This is a genomic window from Alteromonas sp. McT4-15 (assembly GCF_020515205.1).
Taxonomy (GTDB): domain Bacteria; phylum Pseudomonadota; class Gammaproteobacteria; order Enterobacterales; family Alteromonadaceae; genus Alteromonas.
Map to the genome: position 1 here is coordinate 41,693 of NZ_JAJALG010000002.1, position 19,512 is coordinate 61,204.

18 protein-coding genes and 1 pseudogene are annotated in these 19,512 nt (G+C 44.0%); 10 read left to right on the forward strand and 9 right to left on the reverse strand.

The features are described from left to right. Window positions 1-2 precede the first annotated feature (2 nt). The 3 genes from LHL20_RS02020 to LHL20_RS02030 form a co-directional block, all read right to left on the reverse strand. Entirely contained in the window at window positions 3-452 is a 450-nt protein-coding gene (locus LHL20_RS02020) for an anthrone oxygenase family protein (RefSeq protein WP_226432058.1), read from the reverse strand. After that, window positions 445-1,278 carry an NmrA family NAD(P)-binding protein gene (locus LHL20_RS02025; RefSeq protein ID WP_226432059.1) on the reverse strand — a complete coding sequence of 278 codons (834 nt, stop codon included), beginning with the start codon at window positions 1,276-1,278 and terminating at the stop codon, window positions 445-447. The genes LHL20_RS02020 and LHL20_RS02025 overlap by 8 nt, the downstream gene beginning before the upstream one ends. Before the next feature lie 83 nt (window positions 1,279-1,361). Then, window positions 1,362-2,258 (reverse strand): DUF2268 domain-containing putative Zn-dependent protease, encoded by an 897-nt coding sequence (locus LHL20_RS02030; RefSeq protein ID WP_226432060.1) that lies wholly within the window; start codon window positions 2,256-2,258, stop codon window positions 1,362-1,364. A gap of 198 nt (window positions 2,259-2,456) precedes the next feature. Here LHL20_RS02030 and LHL20_RS02035 point away from each other — a divergent pair, with 198 nt between their 5' ends. The 3 genes from LHL20_RS02035 to LHL20_RS02045 are packed head-to-tail and all read left to right on the forward strand — an operon-like array spanning window position 2,457 to window position 3,690. Then, on the forward strand, window positions 2,457-2,795 hold the full coding sequence (locus LHL20_RS02035) for an FKBP-type peptidyl-prolyl cis-trans isomerase (RefSeq protein ID WP_226432061.1): 339 nt from the start codon (window positions 2,457-2,459) through the stop codon (window positions 2,793-2,795). Between the two features lie 38 nt (window positions 2,796-2,833). Beyond that, the gene (locus tag LHL20_RS02040; RefSeq protein WP_226432062.1) at window positions 2,834-3,382 is read left to right on the forward strand and encodes a YaeQ family protein; all 549 of its coding nucleotides are present in this window, start codon (window positions 2,834-2,836) and stop codon (window positions 3,380-3,382) included. Beyond that, complete coding sequence (locus LHL20_RS02045) at window positions 3,382-3,690, forward strand: hypothetical protein (RefSeq protein WP_226432063.1); 309 nt, start codon at window positions 3,382-3,384, stop codon at window positions 3,688-3,690. The genes LHL20_RS02040 and LHL20_RS02045 overlap by 1 nt, the downstream gene beginning before the upstream one ends. A 7-nt stretch (window positions 3,691-3,697) precedes the next feature. Here the strand turns inward: LHL20_RS02045 and LHL20_RS02050 are convergent, their stop codons facing one another. Beyond that, window positions 3,698-4,144 carry a retropepsin-like aspartic protease family protein gene (locus tag LHL20_RS02050; protein WP_226432064.1) on the reverse strand — a complete coding sequence of 149 codons (447 nt, stop codon included), beginning with the start codon at window positions 4,142-4,144 and terminating at the stop codon, window positions 3,698-3,700. A 315-nt stretch (window positions 4,145-4,459) separates the two neighbouring features. On the opposite strand from LHL20_RS02050, the gene LHL20_RS02055 reads away from it, so the two are divergent. Then, window positions 4,460-4,831: a hypothetical protein gene (locus LHL20_RS02055; protein WP_226432065.1), complete on the forward strand. Its 372-nt coding sequence runs from the start codon at window positions 4,460-4,462 to the stop codon at window positions 4,829-4,831. 60 nt (window positions 4,832-4,891) lie between these two features. Here the strand turns inward: LHL20_RS02055 and LHL20_RS02060 are convergent, their stop codons facing one another. After that, window positions 4,892-6,013, reverse strand: coding sequence for a zinc-binding dehydrogenase (locus LHL20_RS02060; RefSeq protein WP_226432066.1), 1,122 nt, complete (start codon window positions 6,011-6,013; stop codon window positions 4,892-4,894). 245 nt (window positions 6,014-6,258) lie between these two features. Here LHL20_RS02060 and LHL20_RS02065 point away from each other — a divergent pair, with 245 nt between their 5' ends. From LHL20_RS02065 to LHL20_RS02075, 3 genes are read left to right on the forward strand one after another with little or no spacing between them, the layout of a single operon-like run. After that, complete coding sequence (locus tag LHL20_RS02065; protein WP_226432067.1) at window positions 6,259-7,098, forward strand: SAM-dependent methyltransferase; 840 nt, start codon at window positions 6,259-6,261, stop codon at window positions 7,096-7,098. Window position 7,099: 1 nt separating this feature from the next. After that, the gene (locus LHL20_RS02070) at window positions 7,100-7,303 is read left to right on the forward strand and encodes a hypothetical protein (protein ID WP_159626912.1); all 204 of its coding nucleotides are present in this window, start codon (window positions 7,100-7,102) and stop codon (window positions 7,301-7,303) included. 20 nt (window positions 7,304-7,323) lie between these two features. Next, a complete protein-coding gene (locus LHL20_RS02075) occupies window positions 7,324-10,557 on the forward strand; it encodes a tetratricopeptide repeat-containing hybrid sensor histidine kinase/response regulator (RefSeq protein WP_226432068.1) in 3,234 nt (1,077 codons plus the stop codon). A gap of 41 nt (window positions 10,558-10,598) precedes the next feature. Here the strand turns inward: LHL20_RS02075 and LHL20_RS02080 are convergent, their stop codons facing one another. Then, entirely contained in the window at window positions 10,599-11,039 is a 441-nt protein-coding gene (locus tag LHL20_RS02080; protein WP_226432069.1) for an SRPBCC family protein, read from the reverse strand. Between the two features lie 281 nt (window positions 11,040-11,320). Here LHL20_RS02080 and LHL20_RS02085 point away from each other — a divergent pair, with 281 nt between their 5' ends. Further along, entirely contained in the window at window positions 11,321-13,036 is a 1,716-nt protein-coding gene (locus tag LHL20_RS02085; RefSeq protein WP_226432070.1) for a patatin-like phospholipase family protein, read from the forward strand. Between the two features lie 481 nt (window positions 13,037-13,517). Continuing rightward, complete coding sequence (locus LHL20_RS02090; protein ID WP_226432071.1) at window positions 13,518-14,687, forward strand: hypothetical protein; 1,170 nt, start codon at window positions 13,518-13,520, stop codon at window positions 14,685-14,687. Window positions 14,688-15,062: 375 nt separating this feature from the next. On the opposite strand, the pseudogene LHL20_RS02095 reads toward LHL20_RS02090, so the two are convergent. After that, window positions 15,063-15,632 (reverse strand): annotated as a pseudogene (locus tag LHL20_RS02095) (integrase core domain-containing protein); the annotation flags it as partial. Between LHL20_RS02095 and LHL20_RS02100 the strand changes: the two are divergent. Beyond that, window positions 15,631-15,939: a hypothetical protein gene (locus LHL20_RS02100; RefSeq protein WP_226432072.1), complete on the forward strand. Its 309-nt coding sequence runs from the start codon at window positions 15,631-15,633 to the stop codon at window positions 15,937-15,939. The pseudogene LHL20_RS02095 and the gene LHL20_RS02100 sit on opposite strands and share 2 nt — an antisense overlap. 132 nt (window positions 15,940-16,071) lie before the next feature. On the opposite strand, the gene gcvP is transcribed toward LHL20_RS02100, so the two are convergent. Together gcvP and gcvH are read right to left on the reverse strand one after the other, a co-directional pair. Then, the gene (gene gcvP, locus LHL20_RS02105) at window positions 16,072-18,981 is read right to left on the reverse strand and encodes an aminomethyl-transferring glycine dehydrogenase (protein WP_226432073.1); all 2,910 of its coding nucleotides are present in this window, start codon (window positions 18,979-18,981) and stop codon (window positions 16,072-16,074) included. A 119-nt stretch (window positions 18,982-19,100) separates the two neighbouring features. Continuing rightward, window positions 19,101-19,490, reverse strand: a complete 390-nt coding sequence (gene gcvH, locus LHL20_RS02110; protein ID WP_159626895.1) for a glycine cleavage system protein GcvH — start codon at window positions 19,488-19,490, stop codon at window positions 19,101-19,103. Window positions 19,491-19,512 lie beyond the last annotated feature (22 nt).

Here is a 19,512-nt window from a genome sequence, read left to right on the forward strand (position 1 = left end):
CATTAAAGCGATAATAAAAACCCAGATATCACACCTGAAATCGTTCTAACGTGATTCCACTTAACCCATCGCGTTAAATACTCAGCCCAAACGCTAGCGACATGTTCGCTACCAGCATCTTTTAGCTTATTGTTAAGCGGTACATTAAACAACATAGTCACAACTGTAGTACCGATAAAGAATACCAAGCCCGATAGCGCTTGAAATCCGGTATGAAACCAAAAGAAATAAACACCTGCCGCGCCAGACACGGCAAACAAAAACAGAAACAAGGGATTCAAAATAACGGCGTTAATACCATTCATTACCTCAGCACCATTGCGATGCGTGGCAAGTATGAGCATTACGGTATTGCTGAAAATAAAATACAACCCCACCATAACGATCATCGATAGTTGAAGCAGTGCTTCAACTATCGACAACAAGGTAACCGCTTCTAATGTATCAATCATGATGATCACCAAAATACGCTATATTGTCGGCCACAAAATCACTGAAACACTTTGCTGGGCGACCTAATGCACGCTGAACACCATCAGCAATAAACTCGTTTCGACCATCTAGCACCTCTGTAAATAGATAAGACAGCATCTCAATGGCACTCGGGTCGACCTGATGCGACTTTAAACCTTGTACAAAATCGGTGAGCGATATTTGTTGAAAGTGAATGGGCCGATTAAGAACAGAAGAAAAGGTATGCGCGAGTTCCTCAAAGCTAAGCAATTGTGGGCCCGTTACTTCGTATAGCTCACCATTGTGCTTATCATCAGTCAGTGAGGCGACAACGACTTCACAGATGTCGTCCACATCTACAAATGGCTCGGTAACGCTGCCAACGGGTAACGCAATAGTGCCCGCCTTAATATAAGCGTTAAACATACCCTCGCTGAAATTCTGGTTAAACCAACTGGCTCTTACAATGGTATTGCTCAAACCCGATTGCTGCACTATTTCTTCACACACTTGCGCAGCGGGCTCGCCTCTTCCTGACAAAAGCGTGATGTGCTTAACGCCTTTTATCTTGGCAAGCGCACAAAACTTTGCAATATCGTCGGGTGCTTGGGGAACAGCTAAGTCAGGATAGTAAGTAAGGTAAACGGCATCAACATCGCGCAATGAAGCTGCCCACGTTTCAGGCGCTTGCCAATCGAAATGAACTTCGCCATTTCGGCTGGCTCCCTTCACGTTAAAGCCATTATCTTTTAACGTGTTATACACACGAGAACCTGTTTTACCAGACGCGCCAATAACGAGAAATGAATGTGTGTTGTGATGCATGTGTTTTCACCTATTTGGTTACAGTAAAAACACTATAGCCACACCAGCACGTTCATTTTTTGCACAGCGTATGCAATTTTATGCTAATCGTTCGAACTTTGCTGAAACGCGCGATCATAAATAACGTGAGCGTCGTCAAGTGCCAGCAATTGTGATAGCTCGCCACCATTTGCTACATAATCGGTTGCCAATTGAAAGCCTACCCAATACCCCATGTCTAAAGGCATTTCGCCAACTGATGGTAACGTGGGAGACAATGTATAAAGCCAAGGCGCATAATTAAAGGTATCCATACTTTGAATGAACGTATTCATTAGCGACGCTTTATTTGCTTCACCAAATGCGGCTCGCTTATCATCCAACACAAAAGTCTCTTCCAATAGCAGAGTCGCCACATAGTCGGCACTACCTTCCAAAAGCGCCATCTCTAGCAAATTAAAACGAAAATCTGTTCGCTTAGTAAGGCGATATTGCGTTACATGTACAAGTTCGTGTGCCAAATAATTCTTAAAGGTAAGTGAGATGTCGCCCGCACTTTGTTTATCACAAATCATTTCAAGCCCAAGTACCACTGCATGTGGTGAAGCGGTTGCAGCGGTGTTACCCGCACCAACAACACCAAACGCCTTAACATCTTCAAGAGGAACCCCCGTTAACTTGGTTAGCTGTTTCTTAAAATCAGAAAACGCGGGCGTAAGCTCTGCTAGCAAAGATGCACATTGTGTATAGCGCGCGATGTCTTCTTTTGTCAGTGTGGTGTAATAGTGCATTAGTGCTTCTGGTGATTGAACGCGCCCACTAAGCACTGCCAATCCGCCTGCATCTTTTGCAATAAATTGCGCTTCAAACTCTGAAGCCTTCATTTCAGTTACATTAATAGTGTTTAGTGTTTCAACCGCTGATACATCAATAGTGGCATGAACATTTGCAGAAAATTGCAGCCCCATACCCAGCATAAAACCGCTCAACAACTTCTTCATAATAAAACTCCGCAGATTACAATTTAGCCCGTCGAAAATTGTATCGCGTTTAAAAAGTACTTAATTTACCCAGCGTTCAAAGCGCATTGCAGGGCGTTTAACCTTTGATGCAATGATAGTGCTAGGTGAATTAGCGTTTTCCCTAGCCACAGAAATACACTACTATTCGCCGTCAGAAATAAAGAAGAACTGCAGAACATGACAGACACACTCAAAATAGAAGACACTGTGCTTGGCGAAGGCAACGAAGTTAAAAAGGGCGCGCTGGTTACTGCGAACTATCGCGGTTTATTAGAAGATGGAAGCGAGTTTGATTCTTCCTATGCGAAAGGTCGTCCATTTCAAACCGTATTATCGAAAAATAAAGTTATCCAAGGTTGGTTTTTGGGTATACAAGGCATGAAGGTGGGTGGAAAACGTAAGTTATGGGTTCCCGCAGAGCTTGCCTACGGTGAAAGACAGGTAGGAAAAATTCCACCTAACAGTAACTTATACTTTGAAATTGAGCTGCTAGAAGCATTTAATAGAGACGACTAACCGCAACCACTTTACTTTGGTACATATTCGAGACCCCCATGGCACTTAAAGCGACCATATTTAAAGCAGACATATCAATTACTGATATGGACCGCAATTACTATAACGATCACAACCTCACTATTGCGCGTCACCCATCAGAAAACGACGAGCGCATGATGCTGCGTATCATTGCGTTTATCGTCAATGCACACGAAAGACTTCAATTCACAAAAGGGTTATCCGATGATGATGTGCCCGACCTCTGGCAAAAGAGTTTCAGTGACGAAATTGAGCTTTGGATTGAACTAGGCCAGCCTTCTGAACAGCGTATTAAAAAAGGCTGCAATCAAAGTCAGCAAATGATGATTTACTCTTACGCAGATAACAGTTTTGATGCGTGGTGGAAAAAAGAGCAAAGCAAATTGCAGACAAGAAAAAACCTGTCTGTTTTTACGCTTCCAGAAACACTATCGACAACACTTGCGAACGCGGTTCAGCGTTCGATGCAAATTCAAGTCACCATTCAAGATGGTCAAATGTGGCTAACCATTGAAGGTGCAGAGGTGACTGAAAGCGTAGAAATTGCCATTGAGAAACACCTGTAATGAAAAAGCTTTCAGCCGTTCAACTAAAACAACAAGCTCTCATTTTCGATGTAGCAAATACGTTAGAAGCACAAGGTCGCGAAGAGCTCGATGGCATGGTGCAGTGCTGGTTTGACGTGCAGTACCATCAGTTTCCGGGCTCGTTACTACTTCGCTTCCAATTTGAAGATGAAAGCGCATTGATAGCTGCAGCAGCTGAAGAAAAGAAATGGCAAAAACGCCTAAGTGCGGCGCTGTTAAAGAAAGGCGTTGTGTTTAAAGACAAATGCAAACACCTGATTTTCACAACAGATGGACCTGAAGACTAACGCGTTTCTATCGGCACCCTGCTAACGTAACCGAATCAGGTGTAATAGTTAATGGCGCAACACGCAACAGCGTATTAATTCCAAGAATGTTATTCCCTTTGGGCAAAACCGCCACCTCAACTGGGCCTACTTCACACGCATCGCCGATGCGCACCGAGTTTAGTTGATACTGAGAAACCGTTAATATTTTGCCATTGGCCATTCTGGCGGCAGAGGTGCGTGTGGCGGTGAGTTTTTGATCTCGGGTTAAGGCATCAAAGGTCGCTTGGTTAAGCGTAACTAAGCTAGAACCGGTATCCAGCAAAAAAGACGTTTTGAATTTCGACTCCAATGTTGCTTCTAAGTAGAGTGTGCCTCCTGAACTTTGTGACAACGGAACATTGTGTTCAATGGCTGAGACGGGTGCTGTTAAAGCGCATAATGAGAATAACAAAACTAAAAAAAAACGCTTCACTGGCAGGCCCCAATATTGGCAATGGTTCACATGAACAGCAAGATAAAGACCAAAACAGTAATTGGTTGATTTAACGACGTCTTCTCACGCCTTTCACTATTCTCTGCACAACCTTTGTGCAAAAGCACATTAACGTTGCACCTTTTACGTACAACTAAACGTATAAGTAAGGGTTAGACGCGATGTTGTCTGTGATTAGTAAATTAATGTTTACAAAATTTACTGATAGCTATTAACTATCGCCAATCATCATTGTTTAGCGCTTATTCGTTCATACAATGTAGAAAGTTAGGAGCGTTAATACGAGGACAAGACATGAAATTACGCTATTTACTAGGATCGCTATTTGCTGCTACAACATTCAGTTTCACAGCACTTTCAGTACAAGCAACACCGTCGGCAAACGCCGAAACAGTCGACGTACAAGTTGTAGACTATTCGGGCAAACCACCATTTAAGCGCCGCGTAGTTAGCTTATCGGTTAATGATGTGGCACAGCTTGAATCTGTGGGCCAAGAAGCCATTGAATACGTTGAAGTAAAAGAAGTGATTATGCGCGGCAAACCGCCTTATCGCCGCACAACAAAAATGATGCCCGTATATGATGTGGCGCAGCTAGAAGTATTAGATGAGCAACCTAAAACGCAAAAACGTGGCACACGCCCACCGTTTAAGCGCAATAACTAAACATCGAAAGCAAAGAAATGCCTGTAATTACAAGAATTACAGGCAACATCTTTGGTTGAGTTAGCCTTTATTGGGCACAATCAGGTACTTCTCACCTGTTTTCTTAGCATTATACAAAGCCACATTTTCTGGCTGTAACGCTTCTTCAAGTGAAAGCTCTTTTGAATAAGACGACGCAAAGGTGGTGTTAATTTCCATTGCCACTTTTTGATACAACTCGCCCACACGCTTTTTATCAAGCTTGCCTAGGAAGCGCATAAGCAACCAACCGCCTATTCCCCATGTCATGCCATAAGCACGATTTAAAATAGTGGGTGAAAAGTCTAGACCACCGTAGATATAGACTTGCTTGTTGCTGTCAGAGCCATAGGTATTAAACCCTTTCGCATCTTTACTGCCCGACGCTTCCATCATAGTAAGAATATCGCTCACCAATTCGCCGCCGCCGATAGCGTCGAAGGCAAGTGTTGCGCCTGTGCTATCAATTGCTTGATAAAGTTCTGCTTTGAAATTCTCGCTTGAAGAGTCGAGTACAATTTTAGCGCCAATGGCTTTTAGAATGTCGACTTGCTGCTGACTTCTCACAATGTTGACCAGCTCAACACCTTGCTCTAAACAAATTTTATTAAGCATTTGGCCTAGGTTCGAAGCCGCTGCGGTATGCACCAACGCCTTGTGCCCTTCCATACGCATGGTTTCTACCATACCTAGCGCAGTTAACGGGTTAACAAATGATGACGCAGCCTGTTGTGCAGTAGTGCCATCTAAGTGAGGTAAACACGCTTGCACAGGCACGCATGCGTGCTCGGTGTACGCAGCACCTGTTAAAATTGACACAGTTTTACCCATTAACGCTTGCGCTTCAGGGCTGTCACCCGCTGCGACTACCGTTCCAGCCCCTTCATTGCCGATGGGTAAGGTTTGATCAAGTCTTGACTTGATACGTGCGAGCAGTGGCTTATGTACGGGGGCAACAAGTGCCTTCTTACTTTCATCAAATGTTGCTTTGTCTAAGCTAGCCGGCCCAAACATTGGCCACATGTCAGAAGGATTGATTGGAGATGCTTCCATACGAACAATGACTTCGTGTGGCTTAGGTTGTGGAACCTCAACCTCTTTTAAAGAAACCGTAAGTTCACCTTCAGATGAGATATGCGTAAATAACTGTTTAGATGTAGTCATAGTGATTCATTCGCCATAATAGTTAGTCGCTAAGTGTAGCTATAACCTAACATGCCGCCACTATCAGTGTTATTTATATTGCGAATATATATGGGTAGCCATGATTTATAAAACAAAACCAGAAACGCGATATTAAGGTTGTCACACAACCCACGGCATTGTAGAAAACACAATAGTAAATAGGCACAAACTAATTTATAGTGAAACTTCGATGTTGTGCGGCTTAGATAATTGAAAAGGACATCATGGAAAACGCCAAAAAAGGAGAGCTTGTCATTGTCGGCACCGGCATTAGTGTAGCGGGCCAAATGACATTAGCAGCCAAAAGCCACATAGAAAATGCCGACATTGTGTTTATGGGCATCATGAACAAAGTGGGCGAGCATGCTGTTAGAAAGCTCAATGCAAACAGTATTTCACTAGACGACCTTTACGAAGAAGGTAAGTCTCGCGCACTTACCTACAAACAAATGACTGACCGCATCGTACAAGCGGTAATTGATGGACAAAAAGTGTGTGCAGCCTTTTACGGTCACGCTGGTGTGTTCGTCACCCCTTCACACGATGCCATCAATCAAGTACGTGAGTTAGGCTACAGCGCAACTATGCTGCCTGGTGTGTCTGCAGAAGACTGCCTTATTGCAGATTTGGGCATAGACCCTTCAAAGTTTGGCTGCCAGTCTTACGAGGCCACACAATTTCTATTTCGCGATTATCGTATCGACCCACACATGACCCAAATTATTTGGCAAATTGGATTGGTGGGTGAAGCCTCATTAAGCGTACTTGACGCCACACATAATCGTCCTGGTCTTGCGCTATTAACTGAAATACTGCTTGAACATTACCCAGACGACCACGAACTCATTATTTACGAAGCCCCTACTCTTCCAATCAGCGAGCCCGTAATTCAAAAAGTGGCGCTTAGCAATTTGGTTAATGCCGAAACGACTTTAGTTTCCACCTTAGTGATCCCATCGCTAGGCTTGCCAGCCTATCGCCAAGATAGATTGGCCAAGCTTGGTTTAACAGAGCAACAAGTAGTAAGTTTTAGAAACCCAACCTCCATTACTGAAGGAAATTGATATGGCCAAAACACTAGAAGATTTTTTAGTTGAGTTAGACACCAACAGCGAGCTACTAGAAGCCTATAAAAAAGATCCTGTGGCGACCGCAACTCAATACGGCTTGTCTGAAGAGGACGTACAATTGTTTAAAGACAAAAACTGGGAAGAAATAGAGAAGCGTTTTACCGATGAAAACAAAGCGCCACGCGTAGTGCATTATTAACAAACTCGTTGTAAGCAAGCATGCGTTACCTGTTTCTCATTGCAAGCATCACCCTATTTTGGGTGATGATGCCTGCGTTTGCCTACCAAACGCAGCAGGGTAACGCATACGTCGCCACTAGCTTAATTGATGGGCTTAAAGAACGTATACAACAAGGCGACCCTACCGTTGACGAAACATTTCAAACCCTCGACAACTTTTTTGCTTCCAACTCAGATGACTATGAAAAAGCGCGTTTCCTAAATTTACGATCGTACCAATTCATTTTAAAGCAAGACTATATAAGCGCATATGAAGTAATACTTCAGGCCCGCGAACTTGCTGAATCAAGCAACAATACGCTCGCCTTCGCCGAGTCGTACCGATTAGAAGGGCTAATACTCGACTTTTCTGGCGAACACGCCAGTTCTATTGAGGCCTTTAATCGCGCACTCGCGCTGTACAACGAAATGCAGAGCGACCGCGTTTTGTTTGTGTATAGTTCAATGGGCAATGTGTACTCGTCGTTAAAGGATTACGAGCAAATACTTACCTTTGCCAAAAAATACCAACAAACGGCACAGCGCTTATACAGTCAAAAAGACGAAGGCGTGGCCTACTTTTTTCAAGGGTATGCTCAAAGTAAAATGGGCATGTACAAAGAGGCACAAGTTAGCCTGCTATTGGCAGAAGAATTACTCAGTGACATTCAGTACCCTTTTATCGGTATTGTTTACAGTGCCATGGCTGACTTGCACATTGCACAGAACAACCTAAGCGAAGCGCTTAAAAAGCTTAACGAAGCCGCCGAGGCTGACCGCAAGGTGGCTTTTCGTTACAACGAAGGCGCCTATATTCTTCAGCTTGCAGAAATCTACGAACGACGCGGTGAAATAGAACTGGCGATAGCTGAACTCAATGCTGGGCTAAATTCAGATGCTATCCAAAACGATAAGTCACTATTGCTAGGTGCACTTGAACAGCTTATTTCACTTTCTAAATCGAACAATGACTATCGAGCGGCATTAGATTATGCCGAGCAATACAGGCAAGTGTATGAACAAAGCTTTAATGAACAGCAATCTCGTTCACTAGCGCTTAATCGAATTCGCTTGGCAATCTCAGAAAAAGAAGAAACAATAAAACTGCTGGAAAAAGACAACTTATTAAAAGAACAACGCAATCTTATTCAGCAAAAGCAGAACACCTATCAACTTTACTTCATTGCCGTCGTGTTCTTTTTCTTACTGTTAGTCATTGGCCTATGGTTACGCACGCGACACCAACGAAAAGCGCTCAACACCGTTACTCTGGACTTACAAAAAGCCACTGAAGCTAAGTCTGACTTTCTTGCCCGCATGAGCCACGAAATACGCACACCGCTAAATGCAATTATAGGCCTAACTAAGCTTTCTCAGCGTGCTGCTGAAAATGAAGAACAGCAAACTAACCTTATTCAAATAGAGTCAGCGTCGCATACCTTGCTTGGCGTGATTAACGACATTCTAGACTTTTCCAAGATTGAAGCAGGAAAGCTGACAATTGAGTCGACGCAATTCAACTTAGATACCTTGGTAAATCAAACCATACGACTGCATTTGGGGCGAGCAAATGAACACCATATTGAGCTAATCCAATATATTGCCAGAGATGTGCCTCTACACCTGATTGGCGATCCATTGCGTATTCAGCAGATACTGAGCAACTTGGTCAGCAATGCGCTCAAGTTTACCGAAGAGGGTCTCATATCGGTGAGTGTAAGGTGTAAGCAGGCAGACGATGATATTCAGCTAGAGTTTGAAGTGAAAGACACGGGTATTGGATTAAGCAGCCAACAAAAAGCCAAGCTGTTCAAACCGTTTAATCAAGGCGATGAATCGATTTCTCGTCGCTATGGTGGCACCGGATTAGGGCTTGCAATATGCCAGCAACTTGCCGCATTGATGGACGGGGAAATTTGGGTAGAAAGTCAGCTGGGTAAAGGTTCAAGCTTTTACTTCACCGTACAGGTTAAGCGTGACCCGGCCAAACAACTAGTATCACCCTCTAAGCAACTATCTGCTCTTAAAGTACTAATTGCCGATGACGTAAGTTTGTCTAGACGCGCCATTACCGAGGCGTTGTCGAGTGCCAATATCCAATCAGACACAGCAACTGGTGGGCAAGAAGCCATTGCCATGTTGCGGGAAGCTGTGTCGCAAAACGCCCCTTATGATGTAATGATTTTAGATTGGAAGATGCCCGATATCGACGGCTTAGAAGTGGCTGCAATAATGAAGCAGGAGCTCTCAAACAAAATACCCAAAGTGATTATGTTGTCAGCATTTGATTCGCCTCGAATGCACGAGCAGGCAAGACAACTTGGGCTCCATACCTTTATCAAAAAACCGCTAGGTACTAGTGAGCTCATAGACAGATTACAAGAACTTTGCCTTAACATGCCTGCGCGCACACTCGCCACAGATGAATTTGCGATACCTGATTTCAGCAACAAGAAGATTCTGTTTGCCGAAGATAACGCACTAAACCAAAAAGTAACGCTAGGACTGCTTGCCGATACTAATGCGAACGTGAAAGTAGCAAGTAACGGCTTAGAAGCGGTTAATGTTCTTCGCGAAGATTCAACCTACGACGCGGTATTAATGGATATTCAAATGCCAGTTATGGATGGATTAGCGGCAACACAAGTAATACGAAAAGAGCTCAACTTATCATTGCCAGTAATTGCGATGACCGCACATGCAATGCAGCAAGACATCGAAAAAAGCTACAATGCAGGTATGAATGAACACATCAACAAGCCTATTGAGCCGAAGACGTTTTTCGATGTATTGAGCAAGGCGATGAAGGTTAACACAGTGCGCCAAGCACCTGATAACGCTAGTGACAATGCGGTTCAGTCTGCCATTTCTTTCAAGCAAAGCACCCTTTCAGTTATTGATAAGCCAAGAGCTATGCGTAAGCTTCGAGGTAACGAGCTGCTGTATAACGAGTTACTAAAAGACTTTATTGGGCTACAAGGCGAGCTTGATTCACTGCGCAAAGCAATTGATGAAAAAGACTACGCCACAATCTCACGTGTTGCCCACATTTACATTACTGCGCTGAGGTATATTGGTGCCTTTGCATTGGCCGAACTAACCAGTGCTGTTGAACTAACCATAGTGCAAAATGAACACAAAACCACTAAGGGTTTCAGTGAACAAATAGACGTGCTTTATAACGAAATTGCTAAGATGAAAGTAAGAATAGAAGCCCAAATTGGGGCCAGCTAATTCATAGAATCTTGGCTCATAGAATCTTGGTTAATAAAAAATTAGCTCATAGCATCGATATGCTTAAGAATACTCCCGAAGGCGCGACTTCCCACATTCTGCACTTGCTTATCAAAATAGAGGCTACCTAACAGAAAAATAGAGATATGCCCTACAGAGCGCCACGTAACATGAGTTTTATCACCTCTTTCTTCAAGCGTGATTTCGCCTAACTCGTGATCGTACGGCAGCGGCTTAGATTTAATAACTTTGTATCCCAGTTTGTAGGGCGGATCGAAAGCCACAATCTCTTCATGTAAATTGGCCCCACCGGCAACAATTTCGCGCACCGCACCTAAGCCATTTTTCTCAAGTTTGCCTTCAACAAGCAGTGTCGACTTATCTACACCTTTAAACTGAGCGTAATTAGCATGGTCACTTAAAACGGCAAACACGTCGGCAATGGGCTTATTTATAGTGCGCTCTACATGAATTGAAAACATTCGTTACCTACATCTACTTTAACCGTAATCTACTGCCTGTAATCGTACCCTAGATTTGACCGAACGATTATTTCAATAAGTAATGTATTGCGATAGATGAAATTGTGTGACCTATTTAAAAGGGTGGACGAACATGAAGCCTGCTGAACAAGTAAATTCTGACTAGTTTAACGGTGAGTAACTGGTACACTAATAAAAAAAGCGGTGACTTATACACCACGACCATAAGCTATCAGCAGTCTGGACGAAGTGTGTTCTGTGATGATCATAAGGAATTTGTCATGACATACAAAGTAGCAATCGCCATTTCAGGTGCCGTCTCGCTAGGCTCTTACGAAGCTGGCACCATGTATGAAATTATCAACGCCATAAAACTGCACAACGAATCTAATCCACCCGACCAGCACATTAAAATTGATGTAATGACAGGCGCGAGTGCTGGCGGCATGACCGCAGCGCTAACGGCCCAAAAGCTGCTATACGAAAGCCACTCGCTAACCGAGCCACTCACTAACGTTGGCTATTTGGCATGGGTAAAAAAGGTGCACATCGATGGCTTGCTTACAGCGCATGATAACGACAATGAAAACACCTCTATTCTGTCTTCAGGCTTTGTTGATTCAATAGCGCGCAACTTGATTTTAGGTCGCTACGAAAGTGCCACCACACCTTCTAAAGCTCCTCATCCGGCAAGCGCCGACACCATAAAGCTTGGCCTGGCATTGTCTAACCTAAACGGAGTGGACTACGCCAGAGACATTTTTACCGCTACCCACGACGGGCTTACTGGTGGCAAGTTTGTAGAAACCCGTCATCAAGACAGGTTGACCATAACACTTGGCGAGAACGACGATAATCAAAGTACCTGGCAAACCATAGCCGATACCTCACGTGCGTGCGGTGCATTTCCGTTTGCATTTTCACCGGTTGCGCTGTTTAGACGGTTTGAAGAGCCCGATTATCAAGGGCGTGGTGCAGAAGATTTCTCATCAGTTAAGCCCGATGGCAAGTTTACCTATATTGATGGCGGTGCATTTAATAACTATCCGTTAGGTATGGCAAGAGAGCTCGCAAAGTCTAACGACAACGACCCGCTGGATTACGCTAAGCGCTTTTATTTTTACATCTCACCTAGTGCAAAAGCGTCAACAATGGATTTAACGCTTGATGCCGAGTCACCTGATTTCAACATGATGAGCGTTGCTAGCAGTGCCGCTAAAGGAATTTTTGCCCAAAGTCGTTTTCAAGACTGGTTGATGACCGACAAGATAAACCACAAGGTTGAGTTACTGGACGAACGGGCCAAACAAATAGTAGATATTGTAACGTCCTCTACCAAAACGGCAGTAAAGCGATTAGCACAAACATCAAAAGAGCTATGCCAAGAAATATACAAAGATACTACTGACAACGACGAGCAACTTAATGATGCCATAGCGCGCTTAACGCTTCAGTACAAAGAAGACTTTGCAAACTATGACAATGCGACGCAAGAAGAAAAAGACGCGTGGATTTACAGTATTGCACTGCTAGAAAAGTCGGCAGGATTAAACGACTTTGACATTATGAGCGTGTATACCATTACCGCCAAACCAGAAGATTTGGCCAGCGAAAAAGTAATGTCGTTCATGGGCTTCTTTGAAGAGCGGTTTCGTCACCACGATTATATGAGAGGCAGACTTAACGCAACCAATGTCATTTTGCACATACTCGAAAGCCGCCAAAACGCCCAAAAAGCCAAAGACCACCTACCACTTAATGTAGACAGCGCCTTTTATAACGCTCAAAAGAAAACGCTAGAAGATATTCTTAACGACACAAAACTGGGTAATGTAACGCCAAGAAACGCAGCAAAAGCTGCGCGAGAGCGCGTTTATGAAAGAGTGAAAGACAGATACTACGCCCTTGCCAAGCAAATGGGAATGAATTGGGTATTACGCGTGGGTTTATACAATTTCTATATCAAGAAGCGTTTGCGGGGATATTTGGAGTTGTAGTGGTTGGTTTGTTGCCTTTCGTTCGAAGCGATTTCAAAAAAACTACGCTTTTTTAGCGGGTAATTTTGGATGTTGAGAAGACTTACAATAATGACCCAGTCACAAAAACCCGAACATCGACAGTTCAAAAAATAGGCTATTGAGGTTATTTGAGCTTGACTATATAGTGACTGTGATTCTGAAAACAAGGAAGTTGTTAAAGTCACTGCCCAGTGCATCTATTGATCTAAGCTATAGCAAGCTTTCTCCTTCGTTCTTAATCAATTCGATAATTCGACTGAAAATGATTAACAAGGATTTACAGATGAAACCTTCAATATACTTGCGAGACAAACACCGGCTCAGTCGCCTTTTGTTACTCTTACCTTTGACCATTGGGGGCTGTGCATCAACCCTCCAATGCGGTGATGATGATTGTAAGTCATCGATAGTGAGTACTTTCGCTGCGAGTGGTTCGGTAGATAAAGGTGTAATGTACTCATTGCCCAGGCAAGACCTAATACTTAAGTTTGAACGTACTGGCGTTACTTTAAATGCGCTACAAAACGCTATTCTAAAAAGACAGGAAAGTATTGACGATATAGACAAGAAACTTGTTACGCTGGACCAAGAGCTAAAATTAAAGAAAAGCCTATTAGCGAAGCGTGATGTATCTGATGCTGCAAAAGCAAAGTTAACCCTTGAAGTATCATTACTGGAACTGGAAAAATCAGTAAGAAACGATGAAAAGGCGGCTTTTCAAAAAGCACTAACGAAGGCAACAAAAGAGTTAGCAGCCTTTAGAGCTTCGCCAACCCCCTTCAAAGATACCATTAGCATGTCGGTCTCAGCACCTTATCCTGACTCTGAAAATAGACTTAGGGCTGTTTTAAATGAAAATGATATTACAAGTGAAACGGTTGAAATAAAGACAACTGACGCTGGGCTATTAAGCGGAGGGGCAAGTAGGTCAGATGGTCAATTAGATGAAATTATTGTGTCTACAGTATCAGCAATAAATACCTTGACTGGTGGGGGCCTTAGTAAAAGTTTGAAGTTTAAAGCTGAATCCTTTGATGCCCCTGCACAAAGTCCTAAGTGCCCGATCGCGCCTAAGCCCGAAGTATTTACATACGTAATCAATTTAGACGATGCAAACTGGCAACCCAAATTAGCAACCAAACTAGCAAAAACTTCGTTCTGTTATGACGTTACATTGGCTACCAGTGTTAATAAAAAAACGTTCAGTTCAACAACTGTTTATGATGGATTAGTTTACCCACAGAAAAAACAGTTTAGGTTTGATATAACTAACAAAGAAGATGGAAGTTTTGTGGAGACTCTTCACGTCACCGCTATTGACCCGACTACATTTTCTTATATATCACTGGATAAAGGTTTTTTTGTCACAAACGAGTATGAATACGAGTTTACGAATGGAATGTTGACGAGATACAAAGCCACCAAACCAAATGAAATTGTAGAAGTTCTGAGCATACCTGTAGATGTTGCCAAAGCCCTTATATCAATTCCAGCAGAGATCCTTGAACTTAAGATTGACTATTCTAGTAAAGAAGAGGCTTATCTAAAGGCTCAACAACTTGTGCTAGAGGCTCAGAAAGATCTGGATAGCACTAAGGCAGGCTCCCCACCTGACAGTTCGGAAGAATAAACAACTTCTCTTTTGTTGATTGGTTTTCAATTTTGGGGAAGTAAGAGCGATAAGTAGTAAGCTATTTTTTGGTGCACTAATTACACAAAAATTTAACTAGGCGAACCATGGGTTCGCCTTTTCTTTTATTAAGCACTCACAGCACTGGCACTACAATGGATAGCAACAGTGTGTGAATGCACCTATTAAAACAGTCACTCACCAAAAGCATCGCGAACAAACTGAAGTGTCTTAGGATCTCGTAATTTACAGACCACATTTTGGTTCGCGAAAGCGCCAGAAAAAGTCTTTGCTTGCCCTTTGTTGACAGTCTTTATCTGTACTAGCTCAGACTTGATCTGACAGTTACCCGATTTTCAAGGTGCCGCTGTCAGATTAGATTTGAGCTAGATTCTTCTCAGCCCAAGCCTGTTTCCCATCGATTAATGTTTCCAGTGGCGTTCTACCACAGCACATTTTGCCCTGATGAGTCCTTTCATTGTTGTAGTAATCCATCCACACGTCCAGATCTTTTTGAAGCTCTTCTAGCGACGCGTACAGTTTCTTACGGAACGTAACTTGGTAGAACTCATTCAATATCGTTTTATGGAAGCGCTCGCAGATACCGTTCGTTTGCGGTGACATTGCTTTAGTTTTCGTGTGGTCGATATCATTTATCGCAAGGTAAAGCTGGTAATCATGATGCTCTACCTTCCCACAATATTCTGTACCGCGATCAGTAAGTATTCTGAGCATCGGTAAGTCATGCTGCTCGAAGTACGGTAGTACTTTATCATTGAGTGCGTCAGCAGCCGTTATTGGCGTCTTAGTGGTGTAGAGTTTAGCAAAGGCTACCTTACTGTAAGTATCGATGAAGGTCTGCTGATAGATACGACCAACACCTTTTAAATTTCCCACGTAAAACGTGTCTTGCGAGCCTAGGTACCCAGGGTGAAGGGTTTCAATGAATACAATAGTAAAAGACTGGCACATCGTTTCTATTTTTGACGGTGAAAAAACGATTGGAAAAATTTTGTGGGGGATCTGTGTTGATGACATGACATATCGATTCGCTACTAACGATTACATTAGTACATCAAAAATAGTAGAAATCTCACCTAACAATCAATTAATCAAAACAGCGAGTGGCAGTATTTACCAAGTCATAGGTGTAGGCCGAAAAGCTCAAATGCAAATGAAAGACTTCGAACTACTTCGCCACGGCTTCAGTCCAGAGCAGATTAACCTCTTAAACACCGCTGTTAGTAATTAAGCGCCATTAGAACTTATCAATTTAGTTCGTAAAAGCATATCTGCACTTTATTAAGGGCAAAAAAATAGACAAACCGAAGTTTGTCTATTTTTAAATACAAATGTCTAATTTTTAAATACTAGACTACAGACCCTATTCCTCAGAATAGCTCTCAATGCTTGGGCAAGAACAAATTAGGTTACGGTCACCGAATACATCATCAATACGGTTTACCGTTGGCCAGAATTTGTTTCTGTGTACTTCTGGTGCTGGGTACGCCGCTAGCATGCGGTCGTAGCTGCGGTTCCAGTCGCTGTCACAGATATCTGCTAGCGTGTGCGGTGCATTGTGTAGTGGGTTGTCAGTGGCATCCCACTCGCCGCTTTCCACTTTCGCTACTTCTTGGCGAATGCTAATCATGGCATTAATGAAACGGTCTAGTTCGTACTTTGCTTCCGACTCTGTTGGCTCAATCATAAGCGTGGTCGCTACTGGGAAGCTCATAGTTGGCGCGTGGAAGCCATAGTCGTTTAGACGCTTAGCAATGTCTACTTCGGTAACACCGCTTGCTTCTTTAAGTGGGCGCAGGTCAACAATACATTCGTGCGCAACACGGCCGTTGTTACCTTTGTAAAGTACCTTGTAGTGCCCTTCTAGCTTCTTCGCTACGTAGTTAGCGTTAAGAATTGCCACTTCGGTTGCACGGCGTAGGCCAGCGCTACCCATCATTTTGATGTACATGTAGCTAATAGGCAGAATAGACGCACTACCCCATGGCGCTGCCGAAACCGCGCCACAGTCTTTACCTGCTGTTGCTACGTCTACCACTGTGTGGTTTGGTAGGAATGGTGCAAGGTGCGACTTAACACCAATTGGTCCCATACCTGGGCCGCCACCACCGTGTGGAATACAGAAGGTTTTGTGTAGGTTAAGGTGCGATACGTCTGAACCAATGAAACCAGGTGAAGTAATGCCCACCTGCGCGTTCATGTTCGCGCCGTCCATGTAAACCTGACCGCCGTGCTCATGAACAATGTCACAAATCTCACGTACGGTTTCTTCGTATACACCGTGGGTAGACGGGTACGTGATCATGGCACAAGACAGGTTCTCACCTACCTCTTCAGCCTTCTTACGAAGGTCGTTAAGGTCTACGTTACCGTTTGAATCACAGGCAACAACCACCACTTTTAGGCTAACCATTTGTGCAGATGCCGGGTTAGTACCGTGTGCAGAGCTTGGAATTAGGCACACGTTTCTGTGGCCTTCGCCGCGGCTTTCGTGATAACGCTGAATAGCCAATAGGCCTGCGTATTCACCTTGTGCACCCGAGTTAGGCTGCATTGAAAGTGCGTCGTAACCTGTTACGTTAATTAACCACTTAGCAAGCTCGGCAATCATTTCTTGATAGCCTGTTGCTTGATCTAGTGGTGCAAACGGGTGAAGCTGGCCAAACTCAGCCCATGTTACTGGGATCATTTCAGCTGTTGCGTTTAGTTTCATGGTGCACGAACCCAATGAAATCATTGAGTGGTTAAGCGCCAAGTCCTTGTTCTCAAGGCTCTTGATGTAACGCAGCATCTCTGTTTCTGAGTGATACTGGTTAAATACTTCGTGCGTAAGAATATCGCTTGTACGTACTAGCGCTTCAGGAATAGATTTCACTTCCTGCGTAGTCACTTCAGCGTCTAGGCCTTCTACTGTTAGGCCGTGATCGTCACCTAGAATAACGTCGAATAGCGCAACAATGTCTTCACGAGTTGTGGTTTCATCTAGTGCTACACCTACCGCGCCTTCTAAGTCGGCACGCAGGTTCATGCCTTTTGCATAGGCTTTTGCTAGTACGTCTTCTTTGTTGTCTACCATTACGGTTAGCGTGTCGAAGTACGTGCTGTGCTTAAGGGCTACGCCTTTTTCTGCACCTTTTTGTGTTAGTCCAGTAGCAAGAATGTCAGCAAAACGGTGAATGCGCTCAGCAATGGTTTTAAGGCCTTGTGGACCGTGGTACACCGCGTAGAAGCTTGCCATGTTGGCAAGTAGTACCTGCGCTGTACAAATGTTTGAGTTCGCTTTTTCACGGCGAATGTGCTGTTCACGGGTTTGTAGCGCCATACGCAATGCTTGGCGGCCACGGGTGTCTTTACTTACACCAATAATACGCCCTGGTAGTGAACGCTTGTAGCTGTCGCGTGTTGCAAAGAATGCAGCGTGTGGACCGCCGTAGCCCATAGGCACACCAAAGCGCTGTGCACTACCTAGTGCAACGTCTGCACCTAGCTCGCCTGGCGACTTAAGCATTACTAAGCTCATTAGGTCTGCCGCTACTGCAACAATACCTTTTTTCGCTTGTACCGCAGCAATGATGTCGCTGATGTCTTTTACTTCACCTGTGGTAGTTGGGTATTGAAGTAGCGCACCAAATACGTCGTGCTCTGCGGCTTCTTCTGCTGCACCTTTGATGATTTCAAAGCCGAACATTTCCGCGCGAGTTTCAACCACGTCAATAGTTTGTGGGTGTACGTCGTTAGCTATAAAGAAAGCGTTCGATTTTTTGTTTTTAGATACACGCTTGGCAAGGCCCATCGCCTCTGCCGCGGCTGTCGCTTCGTCTAGTAGTGAAGCAGACGCTAGCTCAAGGCCAGTAAGGTCAATAGTAACTTGTTGGAAGTTAAGAATGGCTTCTAAACGGCCTTGTGCAATTTCTGGCTGGTAAGGCGTGTATGCTGTGTACCAACCTGGGTTTTCTAGCACGTTGCGCAGAATTACGTTTGGTACGTGTGTGTCGTAGTAACCCATACCAATGAAAGAACGGTTAATTTTGTTCTTTTGCGCAACCGCTTTTAATTCACTTAATGCTTCAACTTCTGTCGCACCTTCACCGCATTTTAGTGGCTCTGGTAGCGCGATACCTGCTGGTACAGTTTGCTCGATTAAATCGTCTAATGAGCTTGCACCAATGGCAGACAGCATTTCTTCAATTTCACCTTTACCCGGGCCAATGTGACGGCGGATAAATGTATCTTTTTGCTCTAGTTGAGCCAATGTAGGGGAAGTATTCGACATAACGTTGTTAAGCACTCGTAATGGTTGCCGCAAAGGGCGCGTTAAATCTTTAAGTTAAAAAGGGGCGCTAAACCTAGGCCCCTTTTTTAAACTGTATATCTGTAAAACTGCGTAACGAATTACTCTTCGTCAATGCTGTTTTCGTAGCCTTCTGCGTCAAGTAGACCTTCTACTTCAGCCGCATCGTCAGCTTTGATTTTGAATAACCAGCCGTCGCCGTATGGGTCAGAGTTTACTAGCTCTGGCGAGTCTTCTAGGTCTTCGTTTACTGCAACGATTTCACCTGAAATTGGCGCGTAAACATCAGACGCTGCTTTTACCGATTCAGCAACGCAAATGTCGTCACCAGTGCTAACGGCGTCGCCAACATCTGGTAGTTCAACGAAAACCATGTCGCCAAGTAGGCCTTGTGCGTGCTCAGAAATACCTACAGTGAAAACACCGTCACCTTCAGGGCGAACCCATTCGTGCGTAGCGGCATAGCGTAAATCAGTTGGGATGTTGCTCATAATCGTTCCTGTTATTCTCTGT